General features: G+C 68.8%; 16 protein-coding genes. 7 read left to right on the forward strand and 9 right to left on the reverse strand.

Going from position 1 to position 23009, the window contains the following annotated elements; translation table 11 throughout:
* Positions 1-153 precede the first annotated feature (153 nt).
* The 5 genes from ACSQ14_RS23520 to ACSQ14_RS23540 all read left to right on the forward strand — a co-directional run bounded on the left by ACSQ14_RS23520 (position 154) and on the right by ACSQ14_RS23540 (position 8685).
* A complete protein-coding gene (locus ACSQ14_RS23520; protein ID WP_436017091.1) occupies positions 154-2016 on the forward strand; it encodes an ABC transporter ATP-binding protein in 1863 nt (620 codons plus the stop codon).
* The gene (locus tag ACSQ14_RS23525; RefSeq protein ID WP_436017093.1) at positions 2013-3827 is read left to right on the forward strand and encodes an ABC transporter ATP-binding protein; all 1815 of its coding nucleotides are present in this window, start codon (positions 2013-2015) and stop codon (positions 3825-3827) included. Before ACSQ14_RS23520 ends, ACSQ14_RS23525 begins: the two co-directional genes overlap by 4 nt.
* 261 nt (positions 3828-4088) lie before the next feature.
* On the forward strand, positions 4089-6518 hold the full coding sequence (locus ACSQ14_RS23530) for a TonB-dependent receptor (protein WP_436017095.1): 2430 nt from the start codon (positions 4089-4091) through the stop codon (positions 6516-6518).
* Positions 6519-6552: 34 nt separating this feature from the next.
* Positions 6553-7617: an ABC transporter substrate-binding protein gene (locus ACSQ14_RS23535; RefSeq protein ID WP_436017097.1), complete on the forward strand. Its 1065-nt coding sequence runs from the start codon at positions 6553-6555 to the stop codon at positions 7615-7617.
* A gap of 21 nt (positions 7618-7638) precedes the next feature.
* On the forward strand, positions 7639-8685 hold the full coding sequence (locus ACSQ14_RS23540; RefSeq protein WP_436017099.1) for an ABC transporter substrate-binding protein: 1047 nt from the start codon (positions 7639-7641) through the stop codon (positions 8683-8685).
* 243 nt (positions 8686-8928) lie between these two features.
* Here ACSQ14_RS23540 and ACSQ14_RS23545 read toward each other — a convergent pair whose 3' ends face one another.
* The 6 genes from ACSQ14_RS23545 to ACSQ14_RS23570 are packed head-to-tail and all read right to left on the reverse strand — an operon-like array spanning position 8929 to position 16669.
* Positions 8929-10737, reverse strand: coding sequence for an extracellular solute-binding protein (locus tag ACSQ14_RS23545; RefSeq protein ID WP_436017101.1), 1809 nt, complete (start codon positions 10735-10737; stop codon positions 8929-8931).
* Complete coding sequence (locus ACSQ14_RS23550) at positions 10734-12350, reverse strand: ABC transporter ATP-binding protein (RefSeq protein ID WP_436017103.1); 1617 nt, start codon at positions 12348-12350, stop codon at positions 10734-10736. The genes ACSQ14_RS23545 and ACSQ14_RS23550 overlap by 4 nt, the downstream gene beginning before the upstream one ends.
* Positions 12351-12361: 11 nt before the next feature.
* Entirely contained in the window at positions 12362-13516 is a 1155-nt protein-coding gene (locus ACSQ14_RS23555) for an ABC transporter permease (protein ID WP_436017105.1), read from the reverse strand.
* Between the two features lies 1 nt (position 13517).
* A complete protein-coding gene (locus ACSQ14_RS23560; RefSeq protein ID WP_436017107.1) occupies positions 13518-14579 on the reverse strand; it encodes a microcin C ABC transporter permease YejB in 1062 nt (353 codons plus the stop codon).
* Between the two features lie 30 nt (positions 14580-14609).
* Positions 14610-15272 (reverse strand): class II aldolase/adducin family protein, encoded by a 663-nt coding sequence (locus ACSQ14_RS23565; RefSeq protein ID WP_436017109.1) that lies wholly within the window; start codon positions 15270-15272, stop codon positions 14610-14612.
* A gap of 44 nt (positions 15273-15316) precedes the next feature.
* Positions 15317-16669: an LLM class flavin-dependent oxidoreductase gene (locus ACSQ14_RS23570; protein WP_436017111.1), complete on the reverse strand. Its 1353-nt coding sequence runs from the start codon at positions 16667-16669 to the stop codon at positions 15317-15319.
* A gap of 558 nt (positions 16670-17227) precedes the next feature.
* On the opposite strand from ACSQ14_RS23570, the gene ACSQ14_RS23575 reads away from it, so the two are divergent.
* Together ACSQ14_RS23575 and ACSQ14_RS23580 are read left to right on the forward strand one after the other, a co-directional pair.
* Entirely contained in the window at positions 17228-18172 is a 945-nt protein-coding gene (locus ACSQ14_RS23575; protein WP_436017113.1) for a LysR substrate-binding domain-containing protein, read from the forward strand.
* A gap of 320 nt (positions 18173-18492) precedes the next feature.
* On the forward strand, positions 18493-19593 hold the full coding sequence (locus ACSQ14_RS23580; protein WP_436017115.1) for an ABC transporter substrate-binding protein: 1101 nt from the start codon (positions 18493-18495) through the stop codon (positions 19591-19593).
* A gap of 87 nt (positions 19594-19680) precedes the next feature.
* On the opposite strand, the gene ACSQ14_RS23585 is transcribed toward ACSQ14_RS23580, so the two are convergent.
* From ACSQ14_RS23585 to ACSQ14_RS23595, 3 genes are all read right to left on the reverse strand, one after another.
* The gene (locus ACSQ14_RS23585) at positions 19681-20547 is read right to left on the reverse strand and encodes a dienelactone hydrolase family protein (protein WP_436017117.1); all 867 of its coding nucleotides are present in this window, start codon (positions 20545-20547) and stop codon (positions 19681-19683) included.
* Between the two features lie 108 nt (positions 20548-20655).
* Entirely contained in the window at positions 20656-22110 is a 1455-nt protein-coding gene (locus tag ACSQ14_RS23590; RefSeq protein ID WP_436017119.1) for a sigma-54-dependent transcriptional regulator, read from the reverse strand.
* A gap of 429 nt (positions 22111-22539) precedes the next feature.
* The gene (locus ACSQ14_RS23595) at positions 22540-22968 is read right to left on the reverse strand and encodes a MarR family winged helix-turn-helix transcriptional regulator (protein ID WP_436017121.1); all 429 of its coding nucleotides are present in this window, start codon (positions 22966-22968) and stop codon (positions 22540-22542) included.
* Positions 22969-23009 lie beyond the last annotated feature (41 nt).

The raw sequence follows: 23009 nt of genomic DNA on the forward strand, positions 1-23009 counted from the left end.
ACGCGGCGTCGACTGACGCTGAAGCAACGCGGCCGCGTCCGAATGCATCAGGCGCGGCCTCGACGTTCGCGGCGATCTGCGATACGAGGCGTCGACCATATACATACCATTCTAGTAGGAATTGCCGCGGGGCGGCCGAGAGGGGGATCGCGCGTGCTGCGTTCGGGGCCGGAGCGGGAAGGTATCGCCGAGCGCCTGGGCATCGATCGGGACACCGCGGCGAAGACCTTGGCCCGGGTGGTCCGCCTGGCCTTGCGCTATCCCGGGCGGTTCGCGCTGGCGACGGCGGCCGGCCTGATCGCCACCATTTTCAACCTGGCGATCCCGCGACTTCTGGGCCGCGCCGTGGACCAGTCCCAGGTCCTGCTCAAGCAGGCGGCGATGGAGCCGCGGCTCGCGCTCGGCGCGCTAGGCGTCACCGCGCTGGTGCTGCTGGCCGCGTCGACCGCGCGCGGCCTGATGCAGATGGTCGCCGGCTTCCACAGCGAGACGCTCGGCCAGCAGGTCGCCCGCGACCTGCGGCTCGCCTACTTCGACAAGCTCCAGCAGCTCGGCTTCGACTTTCACGACCGCGTTCACTCGGGCGACCTGATCACCCGCGGCATGCTCGACCTGGAAGGCGTGCGCGGCTTCATCGAGGTGGGGATGCAGCGGATCATCGCGCTGACCCTGCTGGTCGCCATCGGCGGCGTCGGCCTGGTGGCCCAGGACCCGGTGATGGCGCTGGCGACGCTCAGCTTCATTCCCTTCGCCGGCTGGCGCGCCGCGCGGATGGGGCTGCTGCTACGGCTCGCCTGGACGAAACTGCAGGCGCAGCAGGCGGTCGTCACCCGGGTGATGGAGGAGAACCTGCAGGGCGTGCGGGTTGTGCGCGCCTTCGGCGCGGAACCGTATGAAATGGGCAAGTTCGACGCCGCCGCCCAGGCCGCGCTGGCGCTGTCCAACGCCCGCTTCCGGCTGCGCTCGAGCTCGATGGCGACGATCAGCTCCGCCTACTACCTGGCGCTGGCCCTGGTGCTTGGCGTCGGCGCGCACCGGATCTCGGTCGGCGCGATCAGCATCGGCCAGTTGGCCGAGTGCCTGGCCTTCATGACCATCCTGCAGTTGCCGGTGCGGCAGATCGGCATGGTGATGAACTCAGGCGCGCGGGCGATCTCCTCCGGCCGGCGCGTGTTCGAGATCCTCGACGTCGAGCCGACGATCCGCGACGCCCCCGCCGCGGTGGCGCTGGAGCAGCCGCGCGGCGTGCTGCGCTTCGAGAACGTCAGCTTCGCCTATCCGGGCGCGGCCGATACGCCGGTGCTGCGGGAGGTGTCCTTCACGCTCGAGCCGGGCCACACCCTGGGCGTGGTCGGGCCGTCCGGCTGCGGCAAGAGCACCATCGCCCAGCTGGTCCCGCGCTTCTACGACGTGGCCGGCGGCCGCATCACCCTGGACGGCGTCGACGTTCGCGAGCTGCAACTCGCCGCCTTGCGGCGGACGGTGAACCTGGTCTCCCAGGACGCCTTCCTGTTCGACGACAGCCTCGAGCGCAACATCGCCTACGCCACGCCCGAGGCGGGTCGCACCCGGGTGCGGGACGCCGCGCGCATCGCCCATATCCACGATCATGCCGAGAGCCTGGCGGCCGGCTACGAGGCCCAGGTCGGCGAGCGCGGGGCGAGCCTCTCGGGCGGTCAGCGCCAGCGGGTGTCGATCGCCCGCGGCCTGATGGCCGAGGCCCGCGTGCTGATCTTCGACGACGCGACCTCGGCGGTCGACGCGGCCACCGAGCACGGCCTGCGCCGCGCGCTGGCCGAGGCGACGAGTTCGCATGCGACGCTCATCATCTCGCATCGGCTGTCGTCGCTGATGCACGCCGACGAGATCATCGTCCTGCAGGCGGGCAGGGTCGTCGAGCGCGGGGACCACGCCGGTCTGGTCGCCGCCGGCGGCTACTACGCCGAGCTCTACGCCATGCAGACCGCCGCGGCCGAGCCGAAGCCGCAGCGGGCCGCCGACCGGGTGTCGGCATGAGCCGCGCCGCCGCCCCCGACGAGGATCACGTCGCCGCGCGCCGCCCGCACCAGGAGTTGTTCGTCGAGGTCAACTCCGGCGCGCTGCGGCGGGTGGCGGGCTTCGTCGCGCCCTACAAGCTGGCCTTCGCCGGCGCCATGGCCGCCGTGCTGGCCTTCGTCGCCACCCAGGTGAGCATTCCCTACGCGATTCGCCTGGCGGTCGACCATATCACCGGCAAGGACGGCAGCCTGCCGCTGCCGTGGATCATCACCGGCCTGGTCGGGCTGATCGGCTTGAATGCGGCCGCCAGCTACCTGAACGACATGACCGCCGCGCGGCTGGCCCAGCGGGTCATCTTCGACATGCGCCGGGCGATGTTCGAGCACCTGCAGAAGGTCTCGCTGTCCTTCATGGACCGCAGCCACGTGGGCCGGCTGATGTCGCGGTTGCAGGGCGACGTGAACGCGCTGCAGGACTTCTTCGAGACCTCGATCAGCGCGGTCGGCGACCTCGCGCTGCTGCTCGGCATCACCGTCGTGCTGTTCGCCATGGAGTGGCGGCTGGCGCTGGCGACGCTGCTGCTGGTCCCCGTGCTGATCGTGGTGCGCGCGCTGTGGCTGCCGAAGGCGCAGGCGGCCTTCACCCGGGCGCGCGAAACCTCGTCCATCGTCAACGGCGTGCTGGCGGAGAACATCGCCGGCGTGCGGGTGGTGCAGTCCCTGCGGCGCGAGCGCCTCAACCTGCAGGAGTTCACCGTCCGGGTGCTGGAGAACTTCCGCGCGCAGCGAGCCGCCTCCTGGTCGGCGCAGACCATGGTCCCGGTGGTCGACGTGCTGACGGGTGCGGCGATGGCGGCCGTGGTGCTGGGGGGCGGGGCGCTGGTCCTGCACGGCCGGATCGACCTGGGCGTGCTGGTCGCCTTCATCTTCTACGTCCAACGGTTCTTCGACCCGATCCGGACGATCTCGCAGCAGTACACCATGCTGCAGCGGGCCACGACGGCGGCGCACCGCATCTTCGAGGTGATCGACGTCCCGCTCGACGTGCAGGACCGGCCGGGCGCCCTGGCGCCGGCGCGGCTTACGCCCTCTGTCGAGCTGCGCAACGTGACCTTCGGCTATCGGCCAGGCGCGCCGGTGCTGCGCAACCTCGACATCCGCATCGAGCCGGAGCAGGTCGTGGCTCTGGTCGGCCCGACCGGATCGGGCAAGAGCAGCCTCGCGGCGCTGACCCGCCGGTTCTACGACGTGTGGGAGGGCGAGGTCCGGGTCGGCGGCCACGACGTGCGGGATCTCAGCCGCCAATGCCTGGAGCGCAACATCGGCATGGTGCTGCAGGAGCCCTTCCTGTTCACCGGTACGGTGCTGGACAACATCCGCTACGCCAGCGCCTGGGCCAGCCGCGAGGACGTGGTCCGGGCCGCCATGGCGGTGCGCGCGCACGACTTCATCGTTCGCCTGCCGCACGGCTATGACACCGCACTGGAGCAGCGGGGGCAGAACCTCTCGGTTGGCGAGCGCCAGCTGATCAGCTTCGCCCGGGCTTTGGTCGCCGATCCGCAGATCCTGATCCTCGACGAGGCGACAGCCAGCATCGACAGCTTTGTCGAGGCGCGCATCCAGGAGGCGCTGCGGACCGTCATGGCCGGGCGTACCTGTTTGCTGATCGCCCACAGGCTAGCCACCGTGCGCGACGCCGATCGCGTGATCGTCCTGAAGGACGGCGAGATCCTGGAGCAGGGCTCGCCCGCCGAGCTGCTCGCCGCCGGCGGCCTGTATGCGACCCTGCACCGGCACAACTACTCGTCGTTCGACGAGCTCGGCGGCTGAGGAGGGCCGGCTGCGCCCCTTCCTGGGGGTAGGCGTATGTGTAGCAATTCTACAGATACAGTTGAGTGGCGCTTTATCTTCGACGTCCTGAAGTCGATCGCGGATAAATCATTCGAGCCGGATCCCCGACTGAAAGATTCACGTTGTAGGAAAACTACAAACTCGATGCAGCTGACTAGCTGGAAAGCGTGACGATAAGAAATCCCCCGTACCGCCGCCAAGGGTGACGGTCGCTGTATTTCCTTTGGGGGATGTTACGCAATGAACCGCTTGAAGGCGCATCTGCTCGCCCTGTCGCAAACCGCCAGCGCCTTCGCCCTCGTGCTCGCGCCGCTGCCCGCCCTGGCCGCTGAGGACCAGCAGGGCAAGGCGATCGCTGTGGCCGCGACGGCCGACGTGACCGCTGACGTGACCGACGTGAACGAACTGGCCGAGGCCGACAGCATCACCGTCTATGCGCGGCGGCGCGGCGAGCAGGCCTCCGAGGTGCCGCTGGCGCTTTCGGTCGTCGGCGGCGAGCGGGTGCTCGAGTCGGCGCAGATCAACACCACCAACGACATCGTCCAGTTCGTGCCCAACGCGCACGCCGCCCAGCCGCATGGCCCCAGCCGCGCGCGTTGGTTCATCCGCGGCATCGGGACGAACAACACCGGCAACAACACCGTCAACCCGGTCGGCATCTATTACGACGACGTCTACATCGCCAACATCAACAGCCAGGGCTTTCCGCTGTTCGATATCGAGCGGGTGGAAATCCTCAACGGCCCGCAGGGCACCCTGTGGGGCAAGAACTCCAACGGCGGGGCGATCAACTTCGTCTCCAAGGCGCCCAGCTTCGACAGGGGCGGCTACGCGCAGCTGAGCTACGGCAGCGACAGCGAGAAGTCGGTCCAGGGCGCGTTCACCGGCGAACTCATCGGCGACGTCGCCGGGCGGGTGGCGTTCTACTACCGGGACTTCGACGGCTGGCAGAAGAACCTGATCACCGGCGGCAAGCACGGCGGCGGCGAGGAAGTCGCGACCCGCGCCCAGCTGCTTTACAAGCCTTCGGCGGACCTGGACGTGCTGTTCAACGTCCACACCCGCAACAACACCAACCAGAACTTCGGGGCGAGCTTCGCGGCGAGCTCGGTGTCGCCGCTGACCGCGGCTACCGCCACCCAGCGCGCCTTCCTGTCGATCTATCCGACCGGCCTGCCGCTCACCGGCTGGGGCGAGACCTCGACGGTCTACCAGGAGCCGGAGGAGCTCGACGCCGCCGGCTCGAACGTCAAGGTCAACTGGAACCTCGGCTGGGCGACCCTGACCTCGATCTCCGCCTATGAGGAGAACGCGCTGACCGGCCGGGATGGCGCCAACTCGATCCCCACCGACAGCCCGTTCTACAACAACGGCCGGCCCTTCCAGCTCAGCTCCGCCCTGTCGAAGTCGCGGCAGATCAGCCAGGAGTTCCGCCTGACTTCGCCGGACAACGGCCGCTTCACCTGGCTGGCCGGGCTCTACGGCTTCTCGGGGCGGCTGAGCACCCGCAACATTCAGGCCTATTACGTCCGCGGCGCCTCGACCGGCACGGCCAACGCCTGGGGGACCGGCCCGCAGTTCACCGACACCAACTACAATCAGTCGACCGACAACTACGCCGTCTTCGGCAGCGCCGGCTACACCTTCACCGACCGCTTCAACGTCAGCGGCGGCGTGCGCTGGTCGCACGAGAAGACCTCGATCGACTGGATCTACGGCGCGGCCAACACCGCCGGCACGCAGGCCAGCTTCATCCCCGACCTGCCGACGAACGGGTTCTGGCTCTATCAGCGTCGGGACCTGACCTATACCGACAGCGACTCCCAGAAGACCAGCGCGTGGACCTATGACATCACGCCGGAATACAAGATCACCGAAGGCGTCAGGGCCTACTTCCGCTACGCCCACGGCGTGCTGCCGGGCGGCTACACCAACACCGGCTATGTGGTGATCCCCGGCACGACGACCCGCGCCAACCAGCTCTTCGCCCTCAATCCCGAGAAGATCGACGCCTACGAACTCGGCTTGAAGACGGTGTGGTTCGACGGGAAGCTGTCGGCCGACCTGGCGGGCTTCTACTACGACTACACCAACCTGGTCGTGAACGTCCCGACCGTGCTCGACCCCGCCAACCCGTCGGTCGCGACGGTGCTGTTCCGCAACGCCGGCGCGGCGGAGATCAAGGGCCTGGAGCTGCGCTTCAACGCAGCGCCGATCACCGGGCTCTCGCTGTTCGGCAGCCTGGGCTACCTCGACACCGAGTACACCGAGGACACCGGCAACACCGCGACGATCCTTGGCGCCCAGGCTCCGCGCTCGCCGCACTACACGGCGAACCTGTCCGTCGACTACAACCTGCCGCTTTCCAACGGCGCCTCGTTCGATTTCGGCGTCGACGGGCGGTACAGCTCGAAGTTCTTCTTCTATCCGACGGTCGCCTCGCAGATCACCGCCTTCGATCCGGTGCTGGCGCAGAAGAGCTTCGCCGTCTTCAACGGCCGCGTCCGTTACAACTTCGACGAAGACAAGCACTTCTCCGCGCAGGTCTCGGTGCTGAACATCACCGACCAGAAATACAAGAACCACTCGCTGCCCGTCAGCAACGGCGCCAGCAACCAGATGTATGGCCGGCCGAGGAGCGTGCTCGTCTCGCTGCTCGCCAGCTTCTGATCCCACTCACCCCAGTTCAGAAAGAGGATGGCTCATGGTGACTAAGCTTGCCCCGAGCCCGGCGAACACGCCGGCGCTGGATACCATCTGGTTCACCCGTTGCCCGGTGCCGACGGCCACCGGCCTCGCCTACAAGCTGGGCTGGCTGGACCGGGCCTTCGAAGCCGACAGCGTCAAGGTCCAGACCCTGCAGGAGTCCGGCCGCGACGACCTGCGGCGGCACCACTACGACCACGACCTTGCGTCGCTGATCCGCGAAGGCGGCAACATGTTGGCGCTGGGCGCCCGGGCTCAGGGCGCGCCGACCCGCCTGGTCGGCCTGACCTGGATCGACGAGCGCCAGTCGATCCTGGTGCGGCCGGACTCGGACATCCGCACGCCGGCCGACCTGAAGGGCCGGCGCCTCGCGCTGCCGACTTACACCGACCATCCGATCCCCGAGCACCTGCGCGGCAGCAGCATCGCGCGCGGCATGTCGCTGCACGGCTACAAGGGGGCCCTGGCCTCGGTCGGGCTGTCCTTCGACGACGTCGCGCTGGTCGAGGTGGCCTCCCGCCGTGGCGACCGCAATGCGGACAACCGCACCGGCTGGGCGCTGCAGGACTTGGCCGACGGCAAGGTCGACGCCGTCTACGTCAAGGGCGCGGCGGCGGTGGACGCGGCGCGCCGGCATGGCGTGGTGGTCGGCATCGACCTCGACAAGCTGCCGGAGAAGCGCTTCCGCGTGAACAACGGCACGCCGCGGCCGATCACCGTCCATCAGAGCCTGATCGACAACCACTTCGACCTGCTGGTGAAGTTCCTCGCCGAGACCCTGCGCGCCGCCGAATGGGCGAAGGGCAATCTCGAGGGCGTGTGCGAGGTGCTGGGCGCCGAGACCCGCGGCAGCGCCGCGGCGGTGGAGGACGCCTATCGCGACGGCTTCCACCTCAGCCTGCATCCCGACCTGTCGTACGAGCGCGTCGCCCTGTTCGCGCAGCAGAAGACGTTCCTGTGGCTGCACGGCTTCAGCGACCGCGACTTCTCGCTCGACGCGTGGATCGACCGACGTCCGCTCGAGGCGGCCTACCGCCAGCTCGACCTTCAACAAGCCGCCTAACCCCGCAAAAGGAGCACCGTGATGAGCGGACAATCGAACGACCCGGTGGAGATCGTTTACACCCGCTGCGGCGGGGCCACGGCCTCGACCGTGGCGATTCAGAAGGGCTGGTTCGCGGAGGAGTTCAACCGCGCGGGCACCCGGCTGACCTCGCTGCGCGACAATCCCGACATTCGGGAGTCGCACTTCGACCACAGCGTCAAAGCCATGTTCCGCGAAGGCGGCAACATCCCGCCGATCTGGGCCCGCGCCAAGGGCGCCGATACCGTCGTCCTGGGCATCACCTGGGTCGACGAGTTCGCCTCCGTGGTGGTGCGGTCCGACAGCGCGCTGCGCGACCTGTCCGACCTGAAGGGCAAGCGCCTGGCGGTTCCGCTGTACGAGGGGATCAGCATCGACTTCCAGCGCGGCGCAGCCCTGCACGGCTTCGCCAGCGCGCTCGGGCTGGCCGGCCTGGCCCGCAACGACGTGGAGTTCGTCGATGTGACCATCGCCCGCGAGGGCGCGCCGGGCGGCGGCGGCCGCACCGGTCGTCCGAACGGCGCCGCCCAGCTCGACGCGCTCGAGCGCGGCGAGGTCGACGCGGTGTTCCTGCGCCAGGCGTCCGGCGTGACGCTCGCGCGGCAGTATGGCGAGCGCCTGCGCCAGCTGGTCAAGCTGACCGACGAGGCCGATCCGCTGGTGCGGGTGAACAACGGCACGCCGCGTCCGGTGACCGCCCACCGCGACTTCTTGAAGGCCCATCCGGACCTGGTGGTCCGCTATCTGGCGGTGCTGCTGCGGGCCGGCGCCTGGGCCGAGGCCAACCCGGTCGAGGCGGTCCGCACCATCGCCGCCGAGGACGGCGGCGTCAGCGAGGAGCTCGCCCGCGAGACCTTCCCGCACCTGGCCACCAGCCTGGTCCCGGCGCTCACCCGTGATTACGTCGACGGCCTCGACGCGCAGAAGAACTTCCTCCGCGACTGGGGCTTCCTGGCCGAGGACTTCAACACCCGCGACTGGATCGAGGAGGGCCCGCTCGAGGAGGCCCGCGCCCTGGTCCGCCGGGAACGCCGCTTCGCGGCGTGAGGCTCTTGGCGGTGTAACCCGAGCCGCAGGAGGAAACCTCAGGGCGAAGCGCAAGCTTCGCCCCTTTTTTTCTGGCACGAAGCGTGGTTGCACGGGCCGAACGCCCCCTCAGTCAGCTGCGCTGACAGCTCCCCCGCAAGCGGTGGAGCATCTATGCGCGCAGATCCTCCACCGAGGAGCGGGGGGGGGGATCCCGCCGCAGGCGGGAGACGGAGGGGGCGTTCTGGCGCTGCCGGTGGCGCTCTAGCGGGCCGGCGTCTCGGCCCACCAGGCGGCCAGCACCCACTCGTAGGGGCCGAAATAGAGCGGCGTCACAGCCGGCCGCCTCAGCTTGCGGTTTCGGATGATGTAGTGGTTCTTCAGGTAGCGCCAGGGGAGTACATAGTATTCCGACAGCATCACCCGATCCAGCGCGCGGGTCGCGGCCTCGAGCTCGGCCTGGGTGCGGGCCTGCTGGACCTTGAGGATCAGCGCATCGACCACGGGGGAGTCGACGCCGGCGAGGTTGTCGGCCCCGGGCTTGCGGCCCTCGGGGCCGTGGAAGTTGCGGTAGAGCTCCGGCGCGGGGTCGCGCGCCTTGCGCAGCGCGAACGAGGTGAAGTCGAAGTCGTACTCGCGCAGGCGGGCGCGGTCGGCGGCCGGGTCGGCGACGCGCCGCTTCAGCACGAAGCCCAGCTTGCGCAGATTGTTGTAGTAGGCGTCGAGCAGCACCCCGCCGGCGCCCGGCACCTCGATGACGAAGGGCTCGCCCTTGGCGTTGCGCAGCACCCCGTCGCGGTTGGTCCAGCCGGCCTCGGCCAGCAGGGCGACGGCCTTGGTGAAGTTGCCGCGCAGACCGCCCGGGCCGGTGCTGACCGGCGGCGCGGTGACCGGGCCGAACACCGCCGGATCGAGCCGCGTCCGATGCGGCGTCAGCAGCGCCAGCTCCAGGCCCTGCGGACGGCCGGCGGCGGCGAGGGCGGAGTTGTCGAAGTAGCTCTGCTGACGCTCGAACTCGTTGTCGAAGATCTTCTCGTTCAGCCACTCCCAGTCGTAGGCCAAGGCCAGGGCTTGGCGCACGCGCTTGTCCTTGAAGCGCTCGCGCCGCAGGTTGAACACGTAGCCGTTCATCGGCGACAGCGAGGCGTTGAAGACCTTCTCCTTGATCAGCTCGCCGCTGTCGAAGCGCTTGCCGATGAACTGGCAGCACCAGTAGCGCATGCGCGTTTCGGCGAAGAAGTCGAAGTCGCCGGAGCGCATCGCCGCCACCTGGGTGTCGGCGTCCTTGTAGAGCTTGTAGGTGATGCGCTGGAAGTTGAAGCTGCCGCGGCGCACGGGCACGTCGCGGCCCCAGTAGTTCGGGTTGCGGCGGAAGGTGATGCTGAGCCCGCTGGACGCGCGCTCGATCAGATAGGGTCCGCTGCCGATCGGCGGGGTCAAGCGCAGCTCGCCGAACGGGACGCGCGATCCGTCCGCCTTCAGCCCCCAATTGCGGGAGAAGACCGGCAGGCTGCCGGCGACGAAGGAGAGGTCGCGACCCGGGCGCTTGAACGCGAAGCGCACCGTGCGCGCGTCGACCGCCACCGGCCGGTTCAGTTCCGAGAAATAGGCGCGGAACCGGGGACTGGCGCCCTTGCCGGTCAGGGTGGCGAAGGAGTGGACGACGTCCGCCGCGGTCACCGGTTCGCCGTTGGAGAAGCGCGCGCGGCGATGCAGGCGGAAGGTGACCGACCGCTCGTCGGGCGCGATCGCGATGTCCTCGGCCAGCAGGCCGTACTGGGTGTTGACCTCGTCGAGGCTGTTCACCGTCAGCGTCTCGAAGATCAGGTCCTGGACGCCGGGCGCGGCCTTCCCCTTCACGGCGAAGGGATTGTAGGTGTCGAAGCTGGAATACTGGGTGACCGTCGAGAGGTTGATCTCGCCGGTCTTCGGCGCGTTCGGATTGACGTAGCCGAAGTGGGCGAAGCCCGCCGGATACTTGGGCTGGCCGAACTGGGCGATGGCGTGGGCGCCCATCGCGTTGGTCGCGACGAGCAGGGACAGGGCGGCGCCGAGCGCCAGGCTACGCTTCATTGGAGAACGACCGTGTCGGAGGCCTGGATCAGGCTTCGGGTGTATTCATGGGCGGGCTTGGTGATCACCGAGACCGTTTCGCCGGACTCGACGATCCGGCCCTCGTGCATGACGTAGAGCCGGTGCGACATGGCGTTGATCACCGCTAGGTCATGGCTGATGAGCACGTAGCTCAGCCCGTACTTCTTCTGGATGTCGGCGAGCAGTTCGAGCACCTGGCGCTGGATCGACAGGTCGAGCGCCGAGGTCGGCTCGTCGAGGATCACCACCTGCGGCGAGAGGGCCAGGGCGCGGGCGATGGCGATCCGCTGGCGCTGGCCGCCGGAGAACTGGTGCGGATAGAAATCCAGCGCCGTCTCCGGCAGGCCGACGTCGGCCAGCACCTGGACGATGCGTGCGCGGCGCGCCTCCTCCGGCAGGGCGGGCTGATGGATGTCCAGCCCCTCGCCGACGATCTGCTCGATTGTCCGCTGCGGCGAGAGCGAGCCGAACGGGTCCTGGAACACCACCTGCAGCCGCGAGCGCAGCACGCGCGTGTTCCGCTTGCTGAGCCCCTTCAGCGATTTCCCCTCGAAGCGGATCTCGCCCGAGCGGGCGGGAGTGAGGTTCAGGATCGCCTGCGCCAGCGTCGACTTGCCCGAGCCGGACTCGCCGACGATGCCAACCGTCTCGCCGGCGCGCAGGGTCAGGTCCGCACCCTCGACCGCGACGAACGGCGCCTGCAGGCCGAGCACGCCACGCCAGCCGGGCGCGGCCTTGGGGTACTCGACGCGCAGCTTGTCCGTCGCCAGCACGATCGGCGCCGACCTGGCGATCGGCTCGACGTTGCGCCTGGGCGTGCTGGCGAGCAGCTTGATCGAGTAGGGGTGCTGCGGCGCCTCGAACAGGCGCGTGGTCTCCGCGGCCTCGACCAGCCGGCCGCGCTCCATGACCGCGACGCGCTGCGCGAACTTGCGCACCAGCGGCAGGTCGTGGGTGATCAAGAGGATGCCCATGCCGTCGGTCGCGTCGGTGGCGGAATCCGCGGCGAGGTCGAGCAGCAGGCGCAGGATCCGCGCGCGGATCGTCAGATCGAGCGCCGTGGTCGGTTCGTCGGCGATCAGCAGCTTCGGCCGGCAGGCGAGCGCCATGGCGATCACCGCGCGCTGCCGCTGCCCGCCCGACAGCTGATGCGGATAGCTGTCGATGCGCCGTTCCGGCTCGCGGATGCGGGTGGCCGCCAGGAGCTGCACCGCCCGTTCGCGTGCGGCGGCGCGGCTCAGGCCCTCGTGCACCACCAGGGCCTCGGCGATCTGCGAACCGATCGTGTAGACCGGATTGAGCGCCGACATCGGCTCCTGGAAGATCATGGCGATGTCGGCGCCGCGGATGGCGCGGATCTCCGCCTCGCTCTTCGCCAGAAGGTCCTCGCCGCGGAACAGGATGCGGCCGGTGACCTCGGCGTGCGGCAGCAGCCGCAGGATCGACAGGGCGGATACCGTCTTGCCCGACCCGGACTCGCCGACCAGCGCCACGCGCTCGCCGGCGCCGACCTGCAGGTTCAGGCGATCGACCACCAGCTTGTCGCCAAGCTTGATCGAGACGTCTTCCAGGCTGAGCAGCGGTGCGGACATGCGGGCCGGGCTCACAGCGAAGCCCTGGCCCGGCCGGCCGAGCGCCGGTCGAGGCTGGCGCGCAGCGCCTCGCCGATGAAGGTCAGCAGCAGCATGGTGATCACCAGCGCCGAGAAGGCGGCGGCCGAGATCCACCAGGCGTCGAGGTTCTCCTTGCCCTGGCGCAGCAGCTTGCCGAGGCTGGGCGCGCCGGCCACCCCGAGGTTCAGGAAGTCGAGACTGGCCAGCGCCATGATCGCCGCGCTCATGCGGAAGGGCAGGAAGGTCACGACCGGGGTCAGGCTGTTGGGCAGGATGTGGCGCCACATGATCTGCCAGCTCGACAGGCCCAGCGCCCGCCCGGCGGAGACGTACTCCTGCTGCCGGTTCCGCAGGAACTCGGCGCGGACGTAGTCCGAGACGCTGACCCAGCCGAACAGGGTCATCAGCAGGAACAGCAGGATGAAGCTCTGCTTGAACAGCGAGGCGAAGATGATCAGCAGGTAGAGCTCGGGCATGGCGCCCCAGATCTCGATCAGCCGCTGGGTGAAGAGGTCGACCTTGCCGGCGAAATAGCCCTGGACCGCGCCGATCAGGATGCCCAGCACCGTGCCGGCGGCGGTCAGCGCCAGGGCGAAGGTGATCGAGATGCGGAAGCCGTAGATCAGCAGCGCCAGGATGTCGTAGCCGACCGTGTCGGTGCCCAGCAGGTTGTCGGCGGTGGGCGCGCCCGGGTGGTGCACGCCGCGGGCGTAATAGGCCAGCGTGTCGTAGGAATAGGGGTTCAGCGGATAGAGGGCGAAGTTCCCCGGCGTGGCGAACTGCTCCCGCAGGAACGGGTCGAGATAGTCGGTGCGGATCGGCAGGCCGCCGAAGGCCGTCTCCAGATACTCGCGGAACAGTGGGAAGTAGAATTTGCCCTCGTAGAGGATGAGCAGCGGCTTGTCGTTCGACAGCAGCTCGGCCCCGAGGCTCAGGCCGTAGAGCGCCAGGAAGAGCAACAGGCTGTAGTAGCCGAGCTTGTGGGCGCGGAAGGCCGCCCACCAAGTGGCGCGGCGCGCCGCGGCGCCGGACTTCGGCGGGGCCTCGACGACCTCGGGAACGCCGGGGCGGCCGGGGACAAAGTTGACGCGGGGGACCTTGAAGGTGCGCGCCGGACGCGCGCTCGGACGGTCGATGATCGCCATGTCAGACCTTCAAAGCGGAGTATTTGATGCGCGGATCGACGAGCACGTAGGCGATGTCCGCGACGAGCTTCACGACCAGGCCGATCAGCGTGAACAGGTAGAGCGCGCCGAGCACGACCGGGAAGTCGCGGCTGGTGATGCTCTCGTAGGAGAGCAGGCCCAGGCCATCGAGCGAGAACAGGCTCTCGATCAGCAGGCTGCCGGTGAAGAAGGCCGAGATGAAGGTGATCGGGAAGGCCGTGATCATCGGCAGCAGCGCGTTGCGCAGTACGTGCTTCCAGAGCACCTGGTTGTCGGAAAGCCCCTTGGCCCGCGCGGTCAGCACGTACTGGCGGCTGAGCTCGTCGAGGAAGGTGTTCTTGGTCATCAGCGTCTTCATGGCGAAGTGGCTGACGGTGGCCGCCGTCACCGGCAGGGCGGCGTGCCAGAGGTAGTCGAGGATCTTCTGCGGCCAGGACAGCTGGTCGAAGTTCTCCGACACCAGGCCGCGCAGCGGGAAGATGTCCCAGAAGGACCCGCCGCCGAACAGCACGATCAGCAGCACGCCCAGCACGAAGCCCGGCACGGCGTAGCCGACCAGCACCAGCACGGTGCTGACGAAGTCGAACCGCGAGCCGGCGCGCACCGCCTTGGCCACGCCGAGCGGGACGGAGACCAGATAGGTGAGCAGGAAGGTCCAGGCGCCCAGCGCCACCGAGACGCCGAGCTTGTCCTGGATCAGGCTCATCACGCTCTGGTCGCGGAAGTAGCTGTGGCCCAGATCGAAGCGCAGGAAGTTCCCGATCATCGTCAGGTAGCGCTCGAGCGGCGGCTTATCGAAGCCGTAGAGCGCGTTCAGGTCCTCGAGCTGCTTCTCGTCCAGGCCCTTGCGGCCGCTGTAGGTGAAGCCGCCCTCGGCTGCGCCGCCTTCCGCCCCGGCGCGGGCGTCGGCGCCGTCGATCTGGATCAGGGCGTGCTCGATCGGCCCGCCGGGGACGAATTGGGTCACGGCGAACGTCAGGGTGAGGACGCCGAGCAGGGTCGGCGCCATCATCGCGACGCGCTTGATCAGATACGCCCACATCCGCCGGCGATCCCTTCCTGTCTGCGGGCGTCAGCCGACGTAGGCGCGCGACTTCTCGAGCAAACCGGTGCGCTTCCACTGCAGGTCGAGCGCGCCGGGGGTGTAGACCTGGGCCCCGCCGATCTGCTCGGCGATCGCCTGGAAGCGGGCGGCTTCTTCGACGAACAGGATCAGCTGGGCGGTGCGCAGCACGCCCTTGCCCCAGAAGTTCACGCCGCCGTTGGATTCCAGCAGGGCCGGCGGCGGGGCGAGCTCGGGATGCTTGTCGAGCCGCTCGCGCACCACCTCGAGCACCGAGCGGGTGCGCTCCAGGTGGTTGGGGATCTCGCGCGCCAGCAGGTGGCGCTGGGCGGCGACATAGAGGATCGGGAACGGCTTGTGCGCCAGCGACCAGGCCGAGAGGTAGGGCGTGTGCACATGGACGAGGGTGTCGGCCTCGAGCCGCGCCTCGTTGAGGATGTGGTCCGGCTGCTCCGAGAACCTGGAGATGGTGACCTTCGGCTCGCGGTTCTTCACCCACGGCTGCGGGAAGCGGACCGAGATCAGCGCGTCATGCTCCGGGGCGCGGTGGGCGACGCCGAAGGTGCGGCTGGCGGAGAGCGTGTCGGTCTCCTCCAGGAAGTTGTAGGCGTGGATGGCGTCGTTCTTGACCTCGTCGATGTAGGCGACGAGCTCGGCGGGGAGGTCGGCCATGGGCGGACTCCTTGGGATGAAGGTTTCGGGGAGGAGCGGGGGGATCAGCCAGCGGCCGCGACGCGCGCCGAAGGCTCGATGAGGTTCTGGTTTGGCGGCCGGCGCAGACCCAGGTGGTCGCGCAGCGTCACGCCTTCGTATTCGGTCCGGAAGATGCCGCGGCGCTGCAGTTCCGGGACAACCCCGTCGATGAAGTCGTCCAGCGAACCGGGGTGCAGCGAGGGCTTGAGATTGAAGCCGTCGGCGGCCTCGCCCACGAACCAGGCCTCGATCTCGTCGGCGATGTCCTTCGCAGTGCCGACGAGGGTGCGATGGCCCTGCACGGTCGAGAACCGCAGGATCAGCTCGCGGATCGACAGGTTTTCGCGCCGGGCCAGCGCCACCATCTGCTGGAAGCGGCCGCGGCCGTTGGCCGGGATCGGCAGGTTCTCCGGCAGCGGCCCGTCGAGCGGATAGTTGGTGACGTCGACGCCCATGATCTGGCGCCGGCCGCTGAGGTCCACCGCATCGCGGAAGGATTCGTACTTCTCCTGCGCCTCCTGGCGCGTCTCGCCGATGTGGAAGAACAGGCCGGGCGTGACCTTTAGGTCGTCGGGCTCGCGGCCGTACTTGGCCAGCCGGCCTTTGACGTCGGCGTAGAAGGACTTGGCCTCCTCGATCGTCTGGGCGGCGGCGTAGATGACCTCGGCGTGCTGGGCGGCGAACTCGCGCCCGGTGTCGGAGTTGCCGGCCTGGAAGAAGACCGGCCGGCCCTGGATCGGCCGGGCGACGTCCAGCAGGGTGTCGACGTTGAAGTGCTTGCCGTGATGGCGCACCGGATGGCCGGAGGCCGGATCGTAGAAGACGCCGGTCTCCTTGTTCGGATGGTCGAAGGCGTCGTCTTCCCAGGAATCCCAGAGCTTGTTGGCGACCTCGACGAACTCGCCGGCGCGCTCATAGCGGCCGCCATGGTCCAGGGGATCGGCGACGCCGAAGCTCTTCGTCGCGCCGTCAGCCAGCGACGAGACGATGTTCCAGCCGATCCGGCCGCCGGAGATGTGGTCCAGCGAGGCGAAGCGGCGCGCCAGGTTGTAGGGGTCGTTGAAGTTGGTGTTGACCGTGGCGACCAGGCCGATGTGCTGGGTGAGCGTGGCCAGCGCGGCGGTCAGGGTGAGCGGCTCGAACCCGCCGCCGCGCGGTCGCCGTCCGTCGCCCACCTCGTCGCCGCCGTTGCCGACGAAGTCGGCGAAGAAGGCGAAGTCGAATTTGCCGCGCTCGAGCTGCTGCACGATCCTGGCCCATTCGGCGAGACTCGGCGGCCCGCCGGCGGCGACCTCGGGCTGGCGCCAGGCGTGGGCGTGGGTGCCATAGAGCTGCACGAACACCGAAAGGGAGAGCTGGCGCTTGCGCTTGGCCATGTCGTTCCTCGTTCAACGGGCGTCTGGCCGCGAGCGCAAAACCGGACCCCGCTTTTGACGGAATCCTGCGCGTTTCTTCGTCCTTGACGCAGTTCTGGCCGGTCATTGCGGGGAGGGCCGACCGGTTACTGCGAATGACTGTAGGGGATCGCGGACCGTCGAAGGAGGCAGCGGGCCTTAATCTAGAATTGAGCTCCGCTGCATTGTCGGGCCGGCGTTGACGTTTTCGGCCCGTCGACGCCGCCCGCCGGCGAGCCTGACGCGTCTCCTGACGGATAGATAGACGATCTATCTAAAGTGGCTGGCGGTATATCGGTGAAAATATGAGAGAAAATGGCGCCGTGTGAAGTTCAGCTAATCCGGCCGGCAGCTTTTCTATATTCCTATAAAATGACTAGGAAATAAGGTTTGCTCGACAGGCGACGGTCGCCCACCGTGTCGCCTCGAAGCAGTAGGCCGCGGCCCGCCAGGGCCCCCGCGGGCGTTGGGCGCGGGAGTGCGAACTGTGCTGTACATGCGCCACCTTCTCCGCCGCCGTCTCGACGGTCGAGGCGACGCATGAGCCAGTCATTGGCGACCAGCGACAGGATACCCGCGGTCCAGTCCCTGCGGGCGCTGGAGGCCAGCATCCGCCTTAGAAGCCTGACCCGCGCCGCCGAGGAGTTGGGCGTGACGCCCAGCGCCATCACCCAGCACGTGCGCGCGGTCGAGACCTGGGTCGGCATGCCGCTGTTTCGCCGATCTGGGCGGCAGATCATCCCGACCGACGCCGCCGAGGCGGCCATGCCCAGCCTGCGCGAAGGCTTCGATCGGATCGTCGAAGGCGCCCAGCTGCTGAAGGGCGCTGACCGGAAGGGCCGGGTGATCTCCATCTCGACGACTCCCGCCTTCGCTTCCAAGTGGCTGTTGCCGCGGCTCGACCGCTTCCGGGCGCAAAACCCCCAGATCGAGGTCTGGGTCTCCTCGGACATGAAGCTCGCCGACTTCTCGACGGCCGACATCGACCTGGCGATCCGTTACGGTCCGGGCGGCTACGACGGCTTGGTCGCCGAACAGATCCTCGCCGAGGCGGTGACGCCGATGGCGGCCCCGGACCTCGCCGCCGAGCTGGCGGTCAGAGGGGCGGCGGACCTGCTGCAGGCGCGGCTGCTGCACGACACCTCGTCGGAAGGCGATCCCAGCTGCCCATCGTGGCGCAGCTGGTTCCGCACGCGCGGCGTGGACGATCTGCGCACGTTGGACGGACCGCGCTACAGCGACGCCAGTCTGGTGATCGAGGAGGCGATCGCCGGCAAAGGCGTCGCCCTGGTGAAGCGAACCCTGGCCGACCAGGACGTTCGGGCCGGGCGCCTGACGCCTCTGCTGCTGGATGTGACCCCGGTGAAGTTCGTCTACTGGCTGGTCTGGCCGCGCGGCCGAACCCTGCTGCCGCCGGTGCGTGCCTTCATCGCCTGGATCAAGGCCGAGGCCCTGGGCGACATCGCCGACGGCGCCGGCATCTGAGCCGGCGCTCGCCAAGCTGAAGCGACCAGCAAGGTCTCCGCCGTCTCTCCGAGGGCGAAGATCTTGCGGCAGATCCCGCGCTAAGCGGTTTGAGGCGCTGACGCGAGCAGCCGCGCTCAATTGAAGTGTAAGCGGACCTTACTCAAAGAATTCCAGAGTCAATTACATCTTTGTGTTTGCTGGGTTTTCCAAAACCAACCTTCACATGCCGTATTTGAGTGCTTGGGCATCCTTTCTGGACAGAAGGGTCGAGGCGCCAACTATCACTGTTCTGGAGACGCCGGGCTGCGGCGTCGAGACCGGCCAGGAGGAACCCAGCCTTGACGACCCTCACTCATCCGAATCTCGGCGCCCGCGCCGAGACGCCGCACGCGGCCGCAACGTCGCTCGACCGGCTCTGGTTCACCCGCTGTCCAGTGCCGACGGCCACCGGCCTCGCCTACAAGCTCGACTGGCTGACCGAGGAGTTCGCCCGTGACAATCTCCCCCTCGACACCCTGCAGGAGCGCGCCGGCTCGGAGCTGCGCCGGCACCACTACGATCATCAACTGCCGTCGCTGATCCGCGAGGGCGGCAACCTGCTGGCGATCGGCGCCCGCGCCCAAGGGGCGCCGACCCGCCTGGTCGGCCTGACCTGGATCGACGAGCACCAGGCCATCCTGGTGCGGCCGGATAGCGGCATTCTGGAGCCGAAGGACCTCAAGGGCCGCAAGCTCGGCTTGCCGACCTGGATCGACCACCCGATCCCCAGCCATCAGCGCGGCAGCAGCATCGCCCGCGGCATGTCGCTGCACGGCTACAAGGGCGCGCTCAGCTACGCTGGACTGAACCTTGACGACGTCACCTTCGTCGAGGTCGAAGCCCGTCGTCGGAACCCTCCGGGCGGCGAGGTCACCGCCAGCTCGCTGGCGGGCCTGTGGTCGCTGCACGCGCTCGCCGACGGCGACGTGGACGCCCTCTATGTCAAGGGCGCCGCGGCGGTGGACGCCGCCCATCAGCTTGGACTCGTCGTCGGCATCAACCTCGACAGGCTTCCCGACCGGCGCTTCCGGGTGAACAACGGCACGCCGCGGCCGATCACCGTCCACGAGAGCCTGATCGAGAACCATTTCGATCTGCTCGTCCGCTTCCTCTACCAGACGCTGCGCGCGGCCGACTGGGCGCGCGACAACCTCGGCGGCGTCCGTGCGGTGCTGGAGGCCGAAACCCGCGGCACCGCCGCGGCGGTGGGCGAGGCCTATTCCGACGAGGCCCTGCGCAGCCTGCACCCGACCCTGGACGCCGAGCGGCTGGCGCTGTTCGAACAGCAGAAGCGGTTCACCTGGATCTACGGCTTCAGCGACAACGATTTCTCGCTGGACGAATGGATCGACGAACGTCCGCTGGAGGCCGCCTACAAGTTGCTGAACGCAGGGCGGTAGAGCGCATCCGGCGCTACGGGCTCGGATGCGCCGTGCGGCGCGTCCGGGCCCGTTCCCAAACCTGAGGGTCGGCGCCGAGCCTCGTGTTCAGGTCAGGGACGCTCGATAGAGGCTGAGCAGGGCGGTCCAGGCGCGCTCGGCCTCCGGGCGATCGTACTTGGCGCTGTCGGGCACGCACCAGCCGTGGTCGGCGGCGTAGACCTCGACCTCGCCCGGGCGGTTCGCCTGCTGAAGCGCCGCTTCCAGGGCGGTCTTCACCTCCGGCTTCGTCGCGTCGTCGTTCCTGGCCGTGGCGAACAGGTAGCGAGCCTGCGTGCCGGCGATCAGGTGATGCGGGCTGGTCGTCGCGTCCGACACCAAGCCGTTGCCGCCATGGAAGGAGGCGACGGCGCCGACGCGGTCGGGCACGGCGGCCGCGGTGCGCACGCTGAGCGCCCCGCCCATGCAGTAGCCTTGCACGCCGACCTTCGCCCTGGAGGTCTGCGGCAGCGCGTCAAGCCAGGCGATATAGGCCTCGGCGTCCCGCGCCACGGCCTCTTCGGTCAAGGTCGCGCGCCCGGCTTGCCGCTTCGCCTGCTGCTCGGGGCCGGCGGCGATCGCCGTCAGCTCCGGCGCGCGAAAGGCGCGGTAATAGGGGTTCACCACCAGCACCACGAAGCCGTCGCCCGCCAGCCTGCGGCCCATCTCGCGCTTGGCCGGCCTGAGGCCGCCGACGTCGGGCCATAGGAGCACCCCGGGCCAGGAACTGCGGCCGGCGGGATGGAAGACGACGGCGTCGACGGCTCCGTCGGGCGTGCGGACCTCGACGTCTCGCTCAACCACCCCGCCAGGGGCGGCCTGCGCGGCCATGGCGAGGCTTGCCGCCGCTCCCGCCCCGGTCAGCGCACCGAAACGCCGCCGGGTCAGTTCGGCCTCGGCGACCAGGCCCAGGTCCTCACGATCCGCATCGCACATGGCGTGTTCCTTTCGTCGGCGAGCCCATCAAGCTCTACTCTATGCAGGAATTAGGGAGGCGCGGTCGTCTCGACGAGCTTCGCCAAGGCCGAACCGCCGATCGCGCAGCTAGGGGTGCCCAGCCTCCCGTTCGCGCACCGAAGGCCGTCCCGAGGCGAGGAGGGCGCCGCTTTCCTCCCGGTCATCGACGTCGTTGGCGGCGTCGGCGGCCGGCAGGGCGGCGTAGCTGGCGAGCTTGCGGTTGAATGCGCGCACGCTGATCCCCGGCAGGGCAGCGGCCCTGCCCACGTCGCCCTCGGACGCGGTCAGCGCAGCCTGGAGCAGCGGCTTCTCCACCGCCGCCATCATTCCCTGATAGAGGCCGCCAAGCGCGGCCGCGGGCGTGAGCGAGGACCCCGGCGTATCGGGGGCAGCGGCTGGCGCGAGCCGGCCCGGGGCGTTGTCGACCGGCTCCAGCTCGCGCTCGACGATCGCCTCGGTGACGAGCGCCTCGGGATAGAAGGCGCACGCGCGGCGCAGCAGGTTGTCGAGCTCACGGATGTTCCCCGGCCAGGGATGCCGCTGCAGTCGCGCGAGAGCCTGTGCATCGATCTGCTTGGCGGGCAGGCCACTGCGTTGCGCGCGCACCAGGAGCACGCGGGCGAGGTCCGGAATGTCCTCAGGTCGCTCGCGCAGGGCCGGAAGCCGCACGGTCGCGGTCGAGAGCCGGAAGAACAGGTCCTCGCGGAACCGCCCCTGTTCCAAGGCGAGGCGCAGGTCCTGACGGGCGGAGCAGATCAGCCGCGGCCGCGTCCTCACATCCGTCCGAAACAGCTGGTCCTTCAGGACGTGAAGCAGGCGCGACTGGGCCTCGAACGAGAGGTCGTCGACGCCCTCGAGCATCAAGCTTCCTTCCCGCGCCTGCGCGATCCGCCCGGCGCTGCGGACGTCTCCCGCCAGCTCCTGCGCGAGCGGCTCGGCGGCGAAGCCGCCCACCGACACCCTCACGAACGGGGCCTCGCGACGGGGCCCCAGATCGTGCAGAGCGCGCGCCACGCGGGCTTTGCCGACGCCCGACTCGCCCCAGATCAGCACCGGCAGGTTCGGCTCCGCGAGGCCGGCCAGGGTGCGGAAGATGTGTTGCATCACCGCGCCCGAGCCGATCAGCGGCTGCTGTTCATCCCGGACCGCCCGCGCCTGGGCGCTGGCGGTGTCCGGATCCTGCGGTCGCATCAGCGCCCGCGTCACCGCCCGCTGCAGGGCGGCGGTCTGAATGGGCTTTGCCAGCAACTCCAGCGCGCCGAGCCCGGCCGCTTCCACCGCCGTGCCGAGGTTGGGACGCGCGCTGGTCAGCAGGATCGGCAATTCCGGGTAGGCCTGCCGGATTTCGCGCACCCGCTCGGCGCTCTCGCCGCCGGCTTCCAGGATCACCAGATCGGCGGCCTCCTGCGCCAGCCAGCGCAGCACCGTCGCCGGGCTGGCCGTGGATCGCACCTCGTGGTCCAGCGCCCTGACGAGCTCGGACAGCTGCAGCCGGATGGCGGGGCTTTCGTCAGCGATCAGTACGCGCCGTCGCTTCAGCATGAGTCAGTCTCTTTCGGCGGAGGTCAGAGAGGGGAGGCGGCGACCTGCCAGCTCAATCAAATAACGACCCACGGTTGAGTTGGCGCGAAGTCACTTTTTCTGCGGCTCGCCCCAGCTTTGATGCGCTCCTGATCGGCGGCCAGCCGGAGTCGCCGACTCAATGTCTATCATTATGATAGGAATTGGCGTAGCCTCTTCCAACCGCGGTCAGGAGAGGTCGGTCATGTCCTTGGACGCCTCGAGAGAGTTGACGCCCGCCGACCTGCGGGTGCTGGCGCCGGATCTGTTCGGCGCAGTCGCCCTGGTGTTGCATGGCCGCGAACCATGTCAGCTGGTCGGCGTCCTGCGGCCCCAGCCGGCCACTTGCAACTCGCTCGCCGCGACCATCCGAAAGTCTACCGCAAGTCCTGGCAGCTGAAGCTCGGCGGGTTAGACGACGTCGCGCTCTTCGCTGATCTTCATCAGCGCGTCGGCCGCGCGTTCCACGGTCGCCCGCTCTTCCGCCGTCAGACGCGAGAGGCGCGCCGCAAGGTCCTTGTGACGAACCGCGGTCGAGCGTTCGATGGCCCGTTTGCCCTTGGCCGTGATGTGCAGGCCGGAGCGGCGCCGATCGGTCGGGTGCGGCGACCGGCGAAGCATGCCGGCCGCCTCGAGCCGCTTGACGTGGCTGGTGATGGTCGGGGTGCGCAGCCGCTCCATCTCGGCGAGTTCGCCGACGCCGACGCCGGGTTGCGCGGCGATCCGTTTCAGCAGCACCGGATCCTGCGGTGACAGGTCAACCAACTCCGGCCGCCGGCGCATCCCGCGATACAGCCGAAACACCACGCGCTCCAGCTTCTCCACAAGTTCGTCGGCCATCGCTCCCCTCCAAAAAAAGTAGATAGAGGATCTATCTTTTT

Origin of the sequence: Phenylobacterium sp. LjRoot219, from assembly GCF_964252995.1 — a bacterium.
Lineage (GTDB): Bacteria > Pseudomonadota > Alphaproteobacteria > Caulobacterales > Caulobacteraceae > Phenylobacterium.

Coding starts and splice junctions, on each gene's coding strand:
- ACSQ14_RS23575 (WP_436017113.1), top strand. CDS start 17,228: ATGAGCCAGTCATTGGCGACCAGCGACAGGATACCCGCGGTCCAGTCC.
- ACSQ14_RS23530 (WP_436017095.1), top strand. CDS start 4,089: ATGAACCGCTTGAAGGCGCATCTGCTCGCCCTGTCGCAAACCGCCAGC.
- ACSQ14_RS23565 (WP_436017109.1), bottom strand. CDS start 15,272: ATGGCCGACCTCCCCGCCGAGCTCGTCGCCTACATCGACGAGGTCAAG.
- ACSQ14_RS23540 (WP_436017099.1), top strand. CDS start 7,639: ATGAGCGGACAATCGAACGACCCGGTGGAGATCGTTTACACCCGCTGC.
- ACSQ14_RS23525 (WP_436017093.1), top strand. CDS start 2,013: ATGAGCCGCGCCGCCGCCCCCGACGAGGATCACGTCGCCGCGCGCCGC.
- ACSQ14_RS23595 (WP_436017121.1), bottom strand. CDS start 22,968: ATGGCCGACGAACTTGTGGAGAAGCTGGAGCGCGTGGTGTTTCGGCTG.
- ACSQ14_RS23535 (WP_436017097.1), top strand. CDS start 6,553: ATGGTGACTAAGCTTGCCCCGAGCCCGGCGAACACGCCGGCGCTGGAT.
- ACSQ14_RS23555 (WP_436017105.1), bottom strand. CDS start 13,516: ATGGCGATCATCGACCGTCCGAGCGCGCGTCCGGCGCGCACCTTCAAG.
- ACSQ14_RS23570 (WP_436017111.1), bottom strand. CDS start 16,669: ATGGCCAAGCGCAAGCGCCAGCTCTCCCTTTCGGTGTTCGTGCAGCTC.
- ACSQ14_RS23585 (WP_436017117.1), bottom strand. CDS start 20,547: ATGTGCGATGCGGATCGTGAGGACCTGGGCCTGGTCGCCGAGGCCGAA.
- ACSQ14_RS23550 (WP_436017103.1), bottom strand. CDS start 12,350: ATGTCCGCACCGCTGCTCAGCCTGGAAGACGTCTCGATCAAGCTTGGC.
- ACSQ14_RS23560 (WP_436017107.1), bottom strand. CDS start 14,579: ATGTGGGCGTATCTGATCAAGCGCGTCGCGATGATGGCGCCGACCCTG.
- ACSQ14_RS23545 (WP_436017101.1), bottom strand. CDS start 10,737: ATGAAGCGTAGCCTGGCGCTCGGCGCCGCCCTGTCCCTGCTCGTCGCG.
- ACSQ14_RS23590 (WP_436017119.1), bottom strand. CDS start 22,110: ATGCTGAAGCGACGGCGCGTACTGATCGCTGACGAAAGCCCCGCCATC.